This is a genomic window from Rodentibacter heidelbergensis (assembly GCF_002000125.1).
Lineage (GTDB): Bacteria > Pseudomonadota > Gammaproteobacteria > Enterobacterales > Pasteurellaceae > Rodentibacter > Rodentibacter heidelbergensis.
Map to the genome: position 1 here is coordinate 1 of NZ_MLHH01000009.1, position 13,273 is coordinate 13,273.

The 13,273-nt window shown below is 41.0% G+C and carries 16 protein-coding genes and 2 rRNA genes; 15 read left to right on the forward strand and 3 right to left on the reverse strand.

Going from position 1 to position 13,273, the window contains the following annotated elements; all coding sequences use genetic code 11:
* Together BKK48_RS04050 and rrf are read left to right on the forward strand one after the other, a co-directional pair.
* Window positions 1–159: ribosomal RNA gene (locus tag BKK48_RS04050) — 23S ribosomal RNA — on the forward strand; the annotation flags it as partial.
* A 232-nt stretch (window positions 160–391) separates the two neighbouring features.
* Window positions 392–507: ribosomal RNA gene (gene rrf, locus BKK48_RS04055) — 5S ribosomal RNA — on the forward strand.
* Window positions 508–928: 421 nt separating this feature from the next.
* Here rrf and recQ read toward each other — a convergent pair.
* Both recQ and cyaY read right to left on the reverse strand, forming a co-directional pair.
* A complete protein-coding gene (gene recQ, locus BKK48_RS04060; RefSeq protein ID WP_077426892.1) occupies window positions 929–2,785 on the reverse strand; it encodes a DNA helicase RecQ in 1,857 nt (618 codons plus the stop codon).
* Between the two features lies 1 nt (window position 2,786).
* On the reverse strand, window positions 2,787–3,092 hold the full coding sequence (cyaY, locus tag BKK48_RS04065) for an iron donor protein CyaY (protein WP_077426893.1): 306 nt from the start codon (window positions 3,090–3,092) through the stop codon (window positions 2,787–2,789).
* Window positions 3,093–3,187: 95 nt separating this feature from the next.
* On the opposite strand from cyaY, the gene lptM reads away from it, so the two are divergent.
* Both lptM and lysA read left to right on the forward strand, forming a co-directional pair.
* The gene (lptM, locus tag BKK48_RS10090) at window positions 3,188–3,304 is read left to right on the forward strand and encodes an LPS translocon maturation chaperone LptM (protein ID WP_077426994.1); all 117 of its coding nucleotides are present in this window, start codon (window positions 3,188–3,190) and stop codon (window positions 3,302–3,304) included.
* A gap of 15 nt (window positions 3,305–3,319) precedes the next feature.
* Entirely contained in the window at window positions 3,320–4,567 is a 1,248-nt protein-coding gene (lysA, locus tag BKK48_RS04075; RefSeq protein WP_077426894.1) for a diaminopimelate decarboxylase, read from the forward strand.
* A gap of 79 nt (window positions 4,568–4,646) precedes the next feature.
* Here the strand turns inward: lysA and BKK48_RS04080 are convergent, their stop codons facing one another.
* Window positions 4,647–5,072, reverse strand: coding sequence for an excinuclease ABC subunit A (locus tag BKK48_RS04080; RefSeq protein ID WP_077426895.1), 426 nt, complete (start codon window positions 5,070–5,072; stop codon window positions 4,647–4,649).
* Window positions 5,073–5,229: 157 nt separating this feature from the next.
* Here BKK48_RS04080 and BKK48_RS04085 point away from each other — a divergent pair, with 157 nt between their 5' ends.
* From BKK48_RS04085 to BKK48_RS04135, 11 genes are read left to right on the forward strand one after another with little or no spacing between them, the layout of a single operon-like run.
* On the forward strand, window positions 5,230–5,661 hold the full coding sequence (locus BKK48_RS04085; RefSeq protein ID WP_077426896.1) for a hypothetical protein: 432 nt from the start codon (window positions 5,230–5,232) through the stop codon (window positions 5,659–5,661).
* Between the two features lie 2 nt (window positions 5,662–5,663).
* Window positions 5,664–6,398, forward strand: coding sequence for a beta-ketoacyl synthase chain length factor (locus tag BKK48_RS04090; RefSeq protein ID WP_077426897.1), 735 nt, complete (start codon window positions 5,664–5,666; stop codon window positions 6,396–6,398).
* Window positions 6,383–7,159, forward strand: a complete 777-nt coding sequence (locus tag BKK48_RS04095; RefSeq protein WP_077426898.1) for a lysophospholipid acyltransferase family protein — start codon at window positions 6,383–6,385, stop codon at window positions 7,157–7,159. The genes BKK48_RS04090 and BKK48_RS04095 overlap by 16 nt, the downstream gene beginning before the upstream one ends.
* The gene (locus tag BKK48_RS04100; protein WP_077426899.1) at window positions 7,149–7,412 is read left to right on the forward strand and encodes a phosphopantetheine-binding protein; all 264 of its coding nucleotides are present in this window, start codon (window positions 7,149–7,151) and stop codon (window positions 7,410–7,412) included. Before BKK48_RS04095 ends, BKK48_RS04100 begins: the two co-directional genes overlap by 11 nt.
* Before the next feature lie 2 nt (window positions 7,413–7,414).
* Window positions 7,415–7,663: an acyl carrier protein gene (locus tag BKK48_RS04105; RefSeq protein ID WP_077426995.1), complete on the forward strand. Its 249-nt coding sequence runs from the start codon at window positions 7,415–7,417 to the stop codon at window positions 7,661–7,663.
* The gene (locus BKK48_RS04110; RefSeq protein WP_077426900.1) at window positions 7,663–9,315 is read left to right on the forward strand and encodes an ApeI family dehydratase; all 1,653 of its coding nucleotides are present in this window, start codon (window positions 7,663–7,665) and stop codon (window positions 9,313–9,315) included. Before BKK48_RS04105 ends, BKK48_RS04110 begins: the two co-directional genes overlap by 1 nt.
* A gap of 9 nt (window positions 9,316–9,324) precedes the next feature.
* Complete coding sequence (locus BKK48_RS04115) at window positions 9,325–9,870, forward strand: COG4648 family protein (RefSeq protein WP_077426901.1); 546 nt, start codon at window positions 9,325–9,327, stop codon at window positions 9,868–9,870.
* Complete coding sequence (locus BKK48_RS04120) at window positions 9,860–11,167, forward strand: AMP-binding protein (protein ID WP_077426902.1); 1,308 nt, start codon at window positions 9,860–9,862, stop codon at window positions 11,165–11,167. Before BKK48_RS04115 ends, BKK48_RS04120 begins: the two co-directional genes overlap by 11 nt.
* Window positions 11,164–11,889, forward strand: a complete 726-nt coding sequence (locus tag BKK48_RS04125) for a glycosyltransferase family 2 protein (RefSeq protein WP_077426903.1) — start codon at window positions 11,164–11,166, stop codon at window positions 11,887–11,889. Before BKK48_RS04120 ends, BKK48_RS04125 begins: the two co-directional genes overlap by 4 nt.
* On the forward strand, window positions 11,886–12,836 hold the full coding sequence (locus BKK48_RS04130; protein WP_077426904.1) for an LpxL/LpxP family acyltransferase: 951 nt from the start codon (window positions 11,886–11,888) through the stop codon (window positions 12,834–12,836). Before BKK48_RS04125 ends, BKK48_RS04130 begins: the two co-directional genes overlap by 4 nt.
* The gene (locus tag BKK48_RS04135) at window positions 12,833–13,270 is read left to right on the forward strand and encodes an acyl-CoA thioesterase (protein WP_077426905.1); all 438 of its coding nucleotides are present in this window, start codon (window positions 12,833–12,835) and stop codon (window positions 13,268–13,270) included. The genes BKK48_RS04130 and BKK48_RS04135 overlap by 4 nt, the downstream gene beginning before the upstream one ends.
* Window positions 13,271–13,273 lie beyond the last annotated feature (3 nt).

The following is a 13,273-nucleotide window of genomic DNA, read 5'->3' on the forward strand; positions in this document are numbered from 1 at the left end:
AGTGCTGAAAGCATCTAAGCACGAAACTTGCCTTAAGATGAGTTCTCCCACATGAAAGTGTGTAAGGGTTGTTTAAGACTAAGACGTAGATAGGTGGGGTGTGTAAGTGTAGTGATATATTGAGCTAACCCATACTAATTGCCCGAGAGGCTTAACTATACAACGCTCAAGTGTTTTTACGGAAGTGTGAAGGAAGTGGAATAACACAAGCGTAGACAAAGCGAAGTAAGACGAAAAAGTCAAATGAAGCATAAAGCTAAACAAAGTAAAACTAAACAAAGCAAAGAAAAGAAAAGAGACAGATATCAGCTTGTGAAGGGTAGAGAATAAGAGAAGACAAACGAGCAAATAAAGAAGAACGATTTGTGAGTATCAGTTATCGAAGAATTATCCCGGCGGCGAGAGTGCGGTGGTCCCACCTGAATCCATTCCGAACTCAGAAGTGAAACGCTGTAATGCCGATGGTAGTGTGGGGAATCCCCATGTGAGAGTAGGGCACCGCCGGGTACAAATTGAGATTAGAATTAAGATTAAGAAGAATTGAAATTAAGATTAAAATTAGAAGAGTAGACAAGACATCCCCTGAGCAGAGTGCTTGGGGGATTTTTTATTGGTTGGAACAAAAATAAAAGACAAAAGATAAAAGACAAAAGATAAAAGACAAAAGGTAAAAAATAAAAGTGGTATAGGTGTAATAGGGACTAAAAGCATTACAAATATTGCAAGCATCATAAACATCACAAAATAACTACCATAAGTGCTATAACTATCATATAAGCATTGTCAGCACTGTAAGAACCATAAATATCGATACCAATAGCAGGGTTCTCTCTCATAGTTTTAATCAATCAGTCAATCGATCTTCCGCACTTACTCTTCAATTTACTGAATCTATCAATGCAAAAACTCTAGAAAAACTGACTGCACTTTATCCTTTTTCTGCCTTTGCCAAAACTTCTTTGTGGGCTTTAATCAAATTTATAAAAGGTTGGGCGAAGCGTTCTAATTTTATAGCTCCCACGCCGTTAATTTGTAACATTTCAATATTTGAGGTGGGCATATATTGTGCCATTTCTTGCAATGTTGCATCATTGAATACGATATAAGGGGGGATATTTTCTTTGTCGGCAATTTGTTTGCGTAAAAAACGCAGGCGGGCAAAGAGATCTTTATCATAATTGATAATATGGTGTCGTTGAGGATTGTGAGCGATTTTACTGATTGAGGAAATGCGTGGCATGGCAAGCTCTAGGGGAATTTCTCCTTTGAGTACGGGTTTGGCATTTTCTGTGAGTTGTAATGTGCTGTTAAATTCGCCAATGACTTGTTGTATCAAACCAAGGTGAATGAGTTGACGGATCACCGATTGCCAATGTTCCTTGCTCTTATCTTTACCAATACCATACACACTGAGTTTATCATGCTGCCGTTCGAGAATTTTTTGATTGTGCATACCCCGCAGAACGCCAATCACATATTGCGTACCGAAACATTGTCCCACACGGTAAATAGTGGACATCACTTTTTGCGCATCCACTAAACCGTCATATTTTTTCGGTGGATCTAAACAAATATCACAGTTATTACAGGGTGTTTGGCGACGCTCACCGAAATAATTCAGCAACACCAAACGGCGACAGGTTTGGCTTTCGGCAAACTCACCGATAGCTTCTAATTTGTGTTGTTCGATTTGTCGTTGAGGGGTTTCCGGTTTCTCAAATAAGATTTTTTGTAACCAAGCATAGTCTGCTGGTTCATAGAATAATACGGCTTCGGCAGGTAAATCATCCCGCCCGGCACGCCCGGTTTCCTGATAGTAAGATTCAATACTGCGTGGTAAATCAAAATGTGCCACGAACCGTACATTAGATTTGTTGATTCCCATACCAAAGGCAATGGTGGCGACGACCACTTGCACATTATCACGTTGAAAATCTTGTTGTACACGCTCACGTTGTGCGGTCTCCATTCCTGCATGGTAAGCAGCAGCCGCGATCCCTTTATGGCGTAAACTTTCGGCTATTCGTTCAACTTTATTACGACTGTTGCAATAAACGATACCGCTTTTGCCTTTTTGAGCCTGCACAAAGCGGGCAAGTTGCTCCATTGGTTTAAATTTTTCTTCTAACGTATAGCGGATATTGGGACGATCAAAACTTCCAATGTATTGGTAGGGAGATTGTAGTTTTAGATGAGTGAGAATATCTTGCCGAGTGGTATGATCGGCCGTGGCGGTGAGTGCCATAATAGGCGCATTGGGGAAACTGGATTTTAGCCCACCAAGTTGGGTATATTCGGGGCGAAAATCATGTCCCCATTGGGAAATGCAATGTGCCTCATCAATAGCGATAAAACTGACTTGGCAATAGGAAATCAGCTGGAAAAAGCTGTTTGTCATTACTTTTTCCGGTGAGATATAAAGCAGTTTAAGGCTTCCTGAAATCAGCTTATTTTGGACTTGTTGTTGCTGTTCTAATGTTTGACTGGAATTGAGAAAATCGGCTTCAATTCCGTTGGCCTGTAATTGATCCACCTGATCTTTCATCAATGAAATGAGGGGGGAGATCACAAGCGTCAGTCCATCAAAACAAAGCGCCGGAATTTGATAACAGAGTGATTTACCGTTCCCCGTTGCCATCACTACCAGCGCATCTTGTCCATTCAGTGCTGCATTGATAACGTCTTCCTGTCCTTTGCGGAAAGATTGATAGCCAAACACCGAATTTAGCACCGAAAGTGCGGTCGGTTTTTCCGGTGTTTTTGTAAGGGGGGAACGGTGGGGCATATTAGAATTGGACAACTTCACCGTGTGCAGCACAGGCTTGCGTTAAGCTCTCCCAAAATGTTTTTCCATCATTGGAAATCCATTCGCCATTTTTGAAAGCAAAATGAAAACCACCTAATTTACTGGCAAGCCAGAGTTCAAATAAAGGTTCTTGTTTGTTGACAACAATTTGCGTGCGATTGCCAAAGGTCATTGTAAATACCGCACCTTGGGTTTCACAATCCACATCAGCACCTTGTTCTTCTAATTCTTCCTCAATTTTTTGCCAAATTTGTTCAATATTTTGATGAAATTCTGCAACATTCATAAAGTTTTCCCTGTAAATCTGATAGAATGCGGCAAATTATAAAGCCTTTTGCCCCCTAGTGAAAGGCGGATTTAACGATGAGTGAGAGAGAAAAAATGAAAAAATTATTATCCATTTTAATCTTAAGTGCAGTTTGTGCGTTAGCAACCGGCTGTGGTGTGAAAGGCCCTTTGTATTTTCCGGAAAAAGAGCAACCACAACAAAATCAATAATTGGTGAGATACAAAATGAATTTTTTCCAATATCAAAATAATCAACTCTATGCGGAACAGCTGCCGGTACAACAGCTTGCAGAACAATTTGGCACACCGCTTTATATTTATTCCCGAGCAACACTAGAACGCCATTGGCATGCCTTTAATGATGCTTTAGGTTCACATCCCCATTTAATTTGTTTTGCCGTGAAATCTTGCCCTAACATTGGAATATTAAGTGTCATGGCAAAACTTGGGTCAGGTTTTGATATTGTTTCCCAAGGGGAGTTAGAACGTGTATTGGCAGCAGGTGGTGAGCCATCAAAAGTGGTGTTTTCCGGCGTGGCAAAATCTCGTGAAGAAATTAAGCGTGCCTTGGAAGTGGGAATTCGTTGTTTTAATGTGGAATCGGTGTCTGAACTTCATCACATTAATCTCATTGCCGGTGAAATGGGGAAAATTGCACCGATTTCCTTGCGTGTAAACCCTGATGTCGATGCACACACACACCCCTACATTTCTACCGGTTTAAAAGAAAATAAATTCGGCGTTAGTGTGGATGAAGCCCGTGAAGTTTATAAGCTGGCTGCAAGCCTACCGAATGTGAAGATTACAGGAATGGATTGCCATATCGGCTCACAACTTACCGAATTACAACCCTTTTTAGATGCGACAGATCGTCTTATTGTGTTAATGGAACAACTTAAACAAGATGGCATCACCCTCTCGCATTTAGATTTAGGGGGCGGTTTAGGGGTGACTTATACCGATGAAAATCCACCGCACCCAAGTGAATATGCCAAAGCGTTATTAGATAAATTAAAGGATTACGCCGATCTGGAGATCATTCTTGAACCGGGGCGGGCCATTACCGCGAATGCAGGCATTTTGGTGGCAAAAGTCCAGTATTTAAAAAGTAACGAAAGCCGCAATTTTGCCATTACGGATACGGGGATGAACGATATGATCCGTCCGGCCTTGTATGAAGCCTATATGAATATTGTGGAAATTGACCGCACTTTGGCTCGCCCAAAAGCGGTTTATGATGTGGTGGGGCCGGTGTGTGAAACCTCAGATTTTTTAGGCAAACAGCGTGAACTGGCGATTGCAGAAGGCGATTATATTGCACAATGTTCCGCTGGTGCTTATGGGGCGAGTATGTCTTCCAACTATAACTCCCGCCCACGCACTGCAGAAGTGCTCGTAGATGGTGATAAAGCACATTTAATCCGCCGCCGTGAAAGTTTACAAGAACTTTGGGCATTGGAATCGGTGGTTTAATCCTCCCTTGAAAAGAAAGTGCGGTTGAAAACTGAGAGATTTTCAACCGCACTTTTCACAGATAGAGCACTATCTCAGCCTATTTCACAATATCTCCTTTTAAGGCCACACCACTAATTAGATGACCTGCATGACATTCGTATTCCGTACGGCTTTTAAAGGTGTTCTTTTTATAATAGCTCACGATATTTCCAACTTTTGTTGCTCCTTTTGATGCGGCTTTATCTTGTAGTTGTTTGACTGCAGATAAAAAGACCCATTGACAGGCTTCTTTGTCAGTTTTATTCGCCGCATTGGTTTTTTTATTCGTAACGGCATTGGCTAACACGACTTTTCCTGGAGCAGGTGTGCCGAAATAAAGTTTGATGTTGGGATTGAGTACTTCTGCCGCTTCTGGTGATTTTAACGCTTCATTAATCGAAAAATGATGGGTCGTATCGCGGGGTGCACAAGCTGCAAGAGTGAAAGCAGATATCATAATGACAAGTTTGGTTCTTAATTTCATAGGAATTCTCCAGTGTTGATGAGTGAAAAGGAGATCTTTACAGCAGATCACTGCTAAGTATAACATTTTTATAACTATTTAAAATTATCCACATTGCTTTCAATGAATTAGCTAGGTAGAATTAGCCAGCTTTAAAACGTTAATTAAAGGAGAAAAGATGAAAAAACTTATTTTAGGCGTCACTGTACTTTTCTTATCCGCCTGTTCTGCCGGTGGGGTTGATGAAGATAATTTAAAACCTGTGGATCGTGCTTTAAACGTCAAACATGTTTGTGTTAAAGGAAGCACTCGTGGCGCGCCGGATCAATTTGTGGCAAGTTTAAAAACGAGTTTACAAAAGAAAAACATTACCTCTGAGTCCATTGTTAATCCTAAGGATTCGAACTGTGATTATATCTTGGCCTTTGGTGCTAAGGGTAACCGTAATATTTTGGCAAAAGCAAAACTGCGCTTAATCGAAGTTAAAAATCAAAATGAAGTGGGGTTTGTGCTTTATGTTCGTAAAGGTGATGAAAAAGAGCGTGTAGCAACAGTGGGATTACAGGGACAAACCGACACAATAATTGGACAATTATTCAAAGATTATTAATCATGCCAATTTGCCGTTTTTCATTCAACATTAAAAACTGGGCGATAGCTTGTAATAAACAACTTGATGCAGATGATTGGAAAAAAGGAGAGGCTTTTTGGTTTAAAAATGCGGTTAATTTTGCAGAAGTATCGCCTAAATTAGCATTTTTACCGCCATTAAAACGTCGCCGATTAAGCCCTTCTGCACGTTTATTTTTTGAATCAGCCTGGGAATTATTAGGCGAAAATAAAAATATTCCTGTTGTTTATGCTTCTTCCAATGGGGAAATTGATCGTAATTTCGATCTTTGGCATCGTTTATTGACAGAGGGAGAAACCTCTCCTACCTCTTTTAGCCTTTCGGTACATAACGCCTTAGTGGGGCAATGGTCTGAGCTTGGCGGCGTAAAGGCTGAAATTACAGCACTCACTGCGCAACAAGATAATTTAGAGATTGCTTTATTAGAAGCCTATTTATTGTTGAATGAAGGAATAAATCAGGTATTAGTTGTTGTGGCAGAATCCCCTTTAAGCGAGTCTTATAATGCCTCACCTTGTTATCGTCAGCCTTTTTCCTATGCATTAAGTTTAGTTGTAGAAAAAGGCAATGATTACACATTGTTACTCGATGAGAATAACGGTGAATCTTTAGGCTTAGACAATGCGTTAGCTTGGGTTCAACATCAGTATCTTGATGCGAAAAAATGGCAAACGAAAAGTAGTGCAAAAGGAACATGGCAATGGGAAAGAAATTAGATTGGCTACGTCGTTTTATTGCCACTGCATTTGGTTTTCTTTTTTGGGGTGTGGCAGGCACCTTATTTCAGCTCTATCTTTATCCTTATGCGAAAAATAGCAAAGAAAATACTTTGGCAACCCAGCTCAAGATTCGCCGCCTTGTCAGTAAAATTTGGGCCTATTTCATCCGATATTTATCCGTTTCAGGTGTACTGGAGGTGAAATATCAAGGTTTTGAACGTTTAGGCCGTCAGGGGCAACTGGTATTGGTTAATCATCCTTCATTACTTGATGTGGTATTGATTCTCGCTAAATCCCCTGATCTGAATTGCATTGTCAAGAAAGAGCTATTAAATAATCCCACCATGAGAAACCAAATTTTAGCCTGTGGTTTTCTGCCAAATACGGAATCACTGGAACTTTTGGAAGAATGTGATGAAGTGCTAAAAGAACAAGCGCTCTTGCTTTTTCCGGAAGGAACAAGAACCGGTTGGGATGGAGAGGTCAAACTCAATAGAGGGGCGGTTTCTATTGGTTTGCGTAGCGCAAGTGTGATTACCCCGATAGTGATTAAAATGAATCCTCTTAATTTTAAAAAAGGGCAACCCTGGTATCAGCTACCGAAAAAACGTATTCAATATGAGCTAGTGGTAGGAGAGGATATCGATCCGAAAGAATGGCTAGCGGAAAAACCACTACCGATCGCTTCTCGGCGATTAACCGAACATTTACAACATTATTTTAATTCTCAAACTAAGGATAATAAAAATGACGCTTGAACAACAACTTAAACAATTGATTATTGATAGCCTTGCCTTGGAAGATATGTCTATCGATGATATTGAAGATAATGCCGTACTTTTTTCTGATGAGGGATTAGGGCTTGATTCGGTTGATGCACTTGAACTTGGCTTGGCCGTTCAAAAAAACTTTGGTTTACAACTCGATAGCGAACAGAATCAATTGCGTGAGCATTTTGAAAGTGTTGCAACATTGGCGCAATTTATTCGTAGTAAAAAAGGGGAAATGTGATTGTGACTGAACAAGAAATTAGAGATTTACTGAGCGAAGCGCTGCAATCCTTGTTTGAGATTGAGCCGGAACGGATTAAACCGGAAACGAATCTTTATGAAGAATTGGAAATTGACAGCATTGATGCTATTGATTTGATTGACCATATCAAACGAAAAACGGGGCATAAATTGCAGGCGGAAGATTTTCGCAATGTACGCACCGTAAATGATGTGGTGCAAGCCGTGTTAAAACAACAAAGCGCTGTGTAATGTTTGCTTATTTACCTTCAGATCTCGTTGCTCATCAACCTGCATGGACTTATGCAGACTTTGAGCAACGGGCTTTTCAAATTTCGGCTGAGCTTCGCCATCGCCAGTTTCATTCTATTGCTGTTTGGATGGAGGATGGGGCTAAGTTAGCCTGTCTGTTACTCGCAGCATGGCATGCCAATGTGCGTGTATTATTTCCCCCTAATTTTACGGAAGAAAGTATTCAGTGGGTAAATCATCATGCTCAATGTTGGATTACTGACTGTGACATCGATTTAGAAAACGCTTTTCAATTTGATGAATTCGCTTCTTCGCCGACACAAAAAACAGCACAAAATCGACCGCTCTTTGAACTTAACAATCAAACAGAAATCTGGTTAAAAACCTCAGGGAGTACTGGTGAACCAAAGACGATTGTTAAAACTGCGCAACAAATGTGGTTAGGCGCCCATGTGCTTGCACAAGCTTTGCCTTTTACGAATGGTAATGCAATTACCGCTATTAGCACGGTGAGTATTCAGCATATTTATGGTTTAACTGTGCATATTATGATGTCATTGGTGAAAGGCTGGCAGATTGGACGTATCCAACAGTTTTATCCGGAATGTATTCTTTCCCAATCCAAGCAATGCCAATCGGCTGTGGTGGTGAGCAGTCCATCAATGTTGGCGAGTATGGAATGGCAACAAGCCAAATTGCCACAAACAATGTGCGGGATGATTTCATCGGGTGGAATGTTGGCAGAGGATTTATCACAAACTATCCGTCAGTATATCCCTCTTGTTGAAATTTACGGGAGTACTGAGACAGGGCCGATAGCGGTTCGTGAAGATATCGGCTTATGGCAGCCTTTACCTGAAAGCCGAATTGGTACCAATGAGCAAGGCGAATTATGGATTGAGGGAAGTTGGCTTTCCCAACGAGAGCAAACGGCTGATGTCGTACAGTTTGAAGAGAGGGGTTTTCGCTTACTTGGGCGTTCAGATCGTATTGTGAAAGTTGGGGATAAGCGAATTTCTTTGGTGAGCGTGGAAAACACATTAACCCAGCATCCGTGGGTTAATGATTGCTATATTGCCAAGCATCCGGAGAAAAAACGTTTAGCCTCTTGGGTGGCTCTCAATCAAGAGGGCATTACGTTCCTACGGGAAAAGGGTCATCGCGCATTAATTCAAGTCTTAAAATCAACGCTTAAATATGCGCAAGAAGAAGCGGCAATCCCACGCTTTTGGCGTTTTACCGATAGTTTACCCCGTAATACCCAATCAAAAATAAATAAACTGGAATTTAACCGCACTTTCTTGGAAGATTGTAAAACGCCGCTTTGGTTGGAAGAAAAAAGTGAAGAGGAGCGCTTTCAGGCCTTGGGAAAAGTCCCCCTAGATTTGGTTTATTTGAAAGATCATTTTGCTGAATTTCCTCTTGTGCCGGGGGTTGTCGAGTTACAATGGATTTTTGAAAAAATGACAACATTGATACCTGCCCCTTTTTATTGCTCTCACATTGATAAACTCAAATTTCAGAAATTCCTTCGGCCTGCCGACCAGTTTGTTTTAACACTCAAATGGGATGAGGCAAAAGGCAAAGTGACTTTCCGGCTGACAACTGACAATGACGTTTGTTGCAGTGGTGTTGCTGTGATTGCGTGTTAGGTTGTGCTAATGAAAGCCCTTATCAATGTCGCTTTATTTTTTGTCAGTCTTGCTTATCCCATTTATTGGTTATGGGGTGGGGATTTACAAATTTTAGTTGCTCTCCCTTTTATTATTGGTTTTTTTTGGGGGCTAAAAGGGCTTTATGAACAATCCCTGATGCGCTATTTCTCGTGGGGGATGGCGTTATTACTTGCAATCATCAGCATGACTAAAAGTAGCGAGATGATGTATGGCTATCCAATAATGATAAACGGCCTGATGCTAATTATTTTCGGTGCAAGTTTATGGCAAAAACAAACAATTATTGAGCGCTTTGCCCGTGTGCAAACCCCAAATCTGAGTGAAAAGGGGGTAGGGTATACGCGTAAAGTGACTTGGTTTTGGTGTGGCTTTTTTCTCTTCAATATTGTTATTTCTGGCCTAACGATTTATGCGGATTTACTTGATTATTGGGCACTATATAACGGTTTTATTTCATATCTTTTAATGGGAATATTGATGGTGGGAGAGTGGATTGTTCGCCAATATATGAAGAAACATCATGAAGAATAATTTTACCGATGATCAATTTATTGCATTAAATCCTGAGTGGAAATGGGCGGATTTTGTCGCTCGTTCACAACAAATCACCCAACAACTTAAGCAAGATGGCGTAAATTCTGTTGCCTTTTGGTTTGATGATGCTGCCAGTTTTGCTTGTACGATGTTGGCTTGTTTTAATGCCCATGTTCGTATTTTGCTGCCACCTAATTTGTTAGCAGAAAACCAACATTGGATTGCCAAACACAGCGATTTTTTATTTGATGATAAGCGATTTGAAACCTATGGCATATTGCAAAAAGTGAGCGAAAATCGACCGCTCTTTGATTTCAATAATCAAACCGAAATTTGCTTGAAGACTTCCGGTAGCAGCGGTGAACCCAAAGTTCTTTGCAAAACCGCTCAGCAAATGTGGATGGAATCACAAGCCATTATTTCTTCGATCCCTTTTAATACACCGGATTTCCATGTGGTCTCAAGTGTTTCAGCTCAGCATCATTATGGATTGTCTTATCGTATTATGTTGCCTTTGGCTATGGGGTGGTCTATTGGTCGTCAACAATTACCTTATCCTGAGTATATGATAGCGGAAAGCCGCTATGCCCCAAAATCCCTTTGGATCAGCAGTCCTGCATTATTGAGCCACTTAAATACAGCCGATTTACGTTTTGCAGATATTTATCTTGGTGGCATTATTTCAGCCGGTGGGGTACTACCTGATCACATTGGTAATGGGTTGCGGGAAAAATTGAATACACTTGTTGTGGAATGCTATGGTAGTACAGAAACCGGCGCTATTGCTTTTCGAGCAAATGATGGGCTTTGGACACCCACCCGCCAGACGAAAGTTGGATTGAATGAACAAGGTGCATTGTGGGTAAATTCGCCATGGCTTAATCAGCCGGAACAAACCGCTGATGCAGCAGAATTACAGGGACAACAATTTAAGCTGTTAGGACGGATTGATCGTATCGTCAAGTTTGGGGATAAGCGAATTTCACTCGTCAATATTGAACAACACTTGTTGCAACACCCTTGGGTGTCAGATTGTTATATTGCTCCGCATCCCGAGAAAGCCCGTCCGGCTGCATGGGTCGCTTTAACAGAGAAAGGGATTTCTATTTATCATCAACAAGGGCGGGTTGCATTCATTGAACAACTTCGCTATTTTTTGATGAAATCACAAGAGGTAGCGGGCATACCCCGTTTTTGGCGTTTTGTGCCGTATTTGCCTCGTAACAGCCAATCTAAAATTAGTCGGGCTGATTTTAACCAAACTTTTCTCAATCAACAGGACGATAACTTGTGAGCAATAAGGTACTTGCCGTCATTCCTCATTACAATCATGCCGATACTTTGGGTGATGTCGTGCAACAGTTTTTAGATCTTGGTTTACCTGTATTGGTGGTGGACGATGGATCTTCCCCTGCACAACAAAGACTATTGGAAACCTTAGAAAATCAAGAAGGCGTGACGGTCTATTTTCGCTCACAAAATGGGGGGAAAGGGGCTGCAATGAAAAGTGGCTTTGAGCAGGCCTATAAAATGAATGTTGATTATGTGGTGCAAGCTGATGCGGATGGACAACACCATTTAGCGGATGTGAAAACGATGATCGATAAAATGCAAGAAAATCCGACTGCACTGATTTGCGGAAAGCCGATTTATCGAGAAGATGCACCTAAATCCCGTCTTTATGGACGTAAGATTACTGATTTTTGGAATGCGATTCACACTCACTCTTTTGATATTAAAGATGGTATGTGTGGTTTTCGCCTTTATCCTCTCAAACCTTTAAAAAAGCTATTGGAAAATGAATCCCTTGGCGATCGAATGGATTTCGATATTGAGATTTTGATTAAGGCCCATTGGTATCAAATTCCTTTGATTTGGGTGGAAACCCCGGTGCGTTATAATCCCGGCGGGGTATCGCATTTTCGAGCTTGGCAAGATAATTGGCTCATTAGTAAAATGCATACTAAACTCTTTTTTGGCATGTTGGCTCGTTGGCTTTCCGGAAAAAAACTATGAGCGAACAACAATCCCCACAAAATATGACCCATTGGGCAAAACAACAAGAGCGAGGCAATCGTTTTTTCTTAAATCTCACTCGATTGATTGTACAATATTTGCCCTTGTTTGCGATTCGTGTTGTGACGTTTTTTGTGGTTTGCTATTTCTTCATTACCTCAAAAACGGCACGCCAAAATATTCGCACTTATCAGCACTATCTTCAGCAAACTTATCCCAAGGTAAAACTGCCGGCCTTTTCGGTTTTTCGCCAGTTTCTAGCTTTTGGTGAATCCATTACGGATCGTTTTGCTGTGTGGCAGCATAAAATCACTTATCAAGATTTAATTGTTGATGATGCTGATAATCTCTATCGGGATATTCGAGAAAGTCAGCAACATCGAGGGCAGCTGCTACTTTGCTCACACTTTGGCAATATTGAAGTTTGTCGTGCTTTAGTAGACGATGGCCACCACCCGAATTTTCATTTAAATGTGTTAGTACATAGTCGCCATGCAGAAGCATTCAATCAAGCTTTAGTCAAAGCCGGAGCCAGTGAGTTGTCACTAATTCAAGTAGAAGATTTAGATGCCCCAAAAATGCTCGAGTTACATGAACGCCTAGAGCGTGGAGAATGGATTGCGATTGCCGCTGATCGTATTCCTGTGCGAGGCGATAAAATGACAAAAATTGATTTTCTTGGGCAAGAGGCGGATTTCCCGCAAGGGGCATGGTTTCTTGCAGCCTTGTTAAAAGCACCGATCAATACGGTCTTTTGTTTAAAAGAAAACGGACATTATCGCTTAAAATTACGTCGTTTTTGCACGCCAATCTCAGGGCGCGGTAAAGTGCGTGAAGAAAATATTCGTCAAGCGATGCAACAATATGCCGATAGACTTGCCAAAGAGTGTGAAAACAATCCATTACTTTGGTTTAATTTTTACGATTTTTGGAAAAAATCTGAATGAAAAAACATATTTTCTGTCATCATGTGTCTGAATATGACATCCAATTCTTTGATGTGGATTCCATGGATATTATGTGGCATGGCCACTATGTGAAATACCTTGAAATGGCACGTTGTGCCTTTTTGGAAGAAATTCATTACACCTATGATGTGATGAAAAAGCAAGGTTACGGTTGGCCAATTGTCCAGTTGAATGTGAAATATGTTCGTCCCGCTTTGTTCCGCCAAAAAATTCGTATTGAACTGAATTTGGTGGAATATGAAAGCAGTCTTCGAATTGATTATGTGATAAGTGATGCCCTTTCCGGTAAAAAACTCACCACCGCAAGTACAACACAAGTAGCCGTGGCGATTGCCAGTGGAGAAATGCAATTTCAAACACCGAAGTGTTGGCAAAGTGCGGTCGAAAATCACCATAGTTTTAAAGCGGAGTAAGGT

Bases quoted from the DNA above. Each gene is read 5' to 3' on its own strand.
- BKK48_RS04095 (WP_077426898.1), top strand. From the start codon at position 6,383: ATGGGAAAGAAATTAGATTGGCTACGTCGTTTTATTGCCACTGCATTT.
- cyaY (WP_077426893.1), bottom strand. From the start codon at position 3,092: ATGAATGTTGCAGAATTTCATCAAAATATTGAACAAATTTGGCAAAAA.
- BKK48_RS04110 (WP_077426900.1), top strand. From the start codon at position 7,663: ATGTTTGCTTATTTACCTTCAGATCTCGTTGCTCATCAACCTGCATGG.
- BKK48_RS04120 (WP_077426902.1), top strand. From the start codon at position 9,860: ATGAAGAATAATTTTACCGATGATCAATTTATTGCATTAAATCCTGAG.
- BKK48_RS04135 (WP_077426905.1), top strand. From the start codon at position 12,833: ATGAAAAAACATATTTTCTGTCATCATGTGTCTGAATATGACATCCAA.
- BKK48_RS04085 (WP_077426896.1), top strand. From the start codon at position 5,230: ATGAAAAAACTTATTTTAGGCGTCACTGTACTTTTCTTATCCGCCTGT.
- BKK48_RS04130 (WP_077426904.1), top strand. From the start codon at position 11,886: ATGAGCGAACAACAATCCCCACAAAATATGACCCATTGGGCAAAACAA.
- lysA (WP_077426894.1), top strand. From the start codon at position 3,320: ATGAATTTTTTCCAATATCAAAATAATCAACTCTATGCGGAACAGCTG.
- BKK48_RS04100 (WP_077426899.1), top strand. From the start codon at position 7,149: ATGACGCTTGAACAACAACTTAAACAATTGATTATTGATAGCCTTGCC.
- BKK48_RS04090 (WP_077426897.1), top strand. From the start codon at position 5,664: ATGCCAATTTGCCGTTTTTCATTCAACATTAAAAACTGGGCGATAGCT.
- recQ (WP_077426892.1), bottom strand. From the start codon at position 2,785: ATGCCCCACCGTTCCCCCCTTACAAAAACACCGGAAAAACCGACCGCA.
- BKK48_RS04115 (WP_077426901.1), top strand. From the start codon at position 9,325: ATGAAAGCCCTTATCAATGTCGCTTTATTTTTTGTCAGTCTTGCTTAT.
- lptM (WP_077426994.1), top strand. From the start codon at position 3,188: ATGAAAAAATTATTATCCATTTTAATCTTAAGTGCAGTTTGTGCGTTA.
- BKK48_RS04080 (WP_077426895.1), bottom strand. From the start codon at position 5,072: ATGAAATTAAGAACCAAACTTGTCATTATGATATCTGCTTTCACTCTT.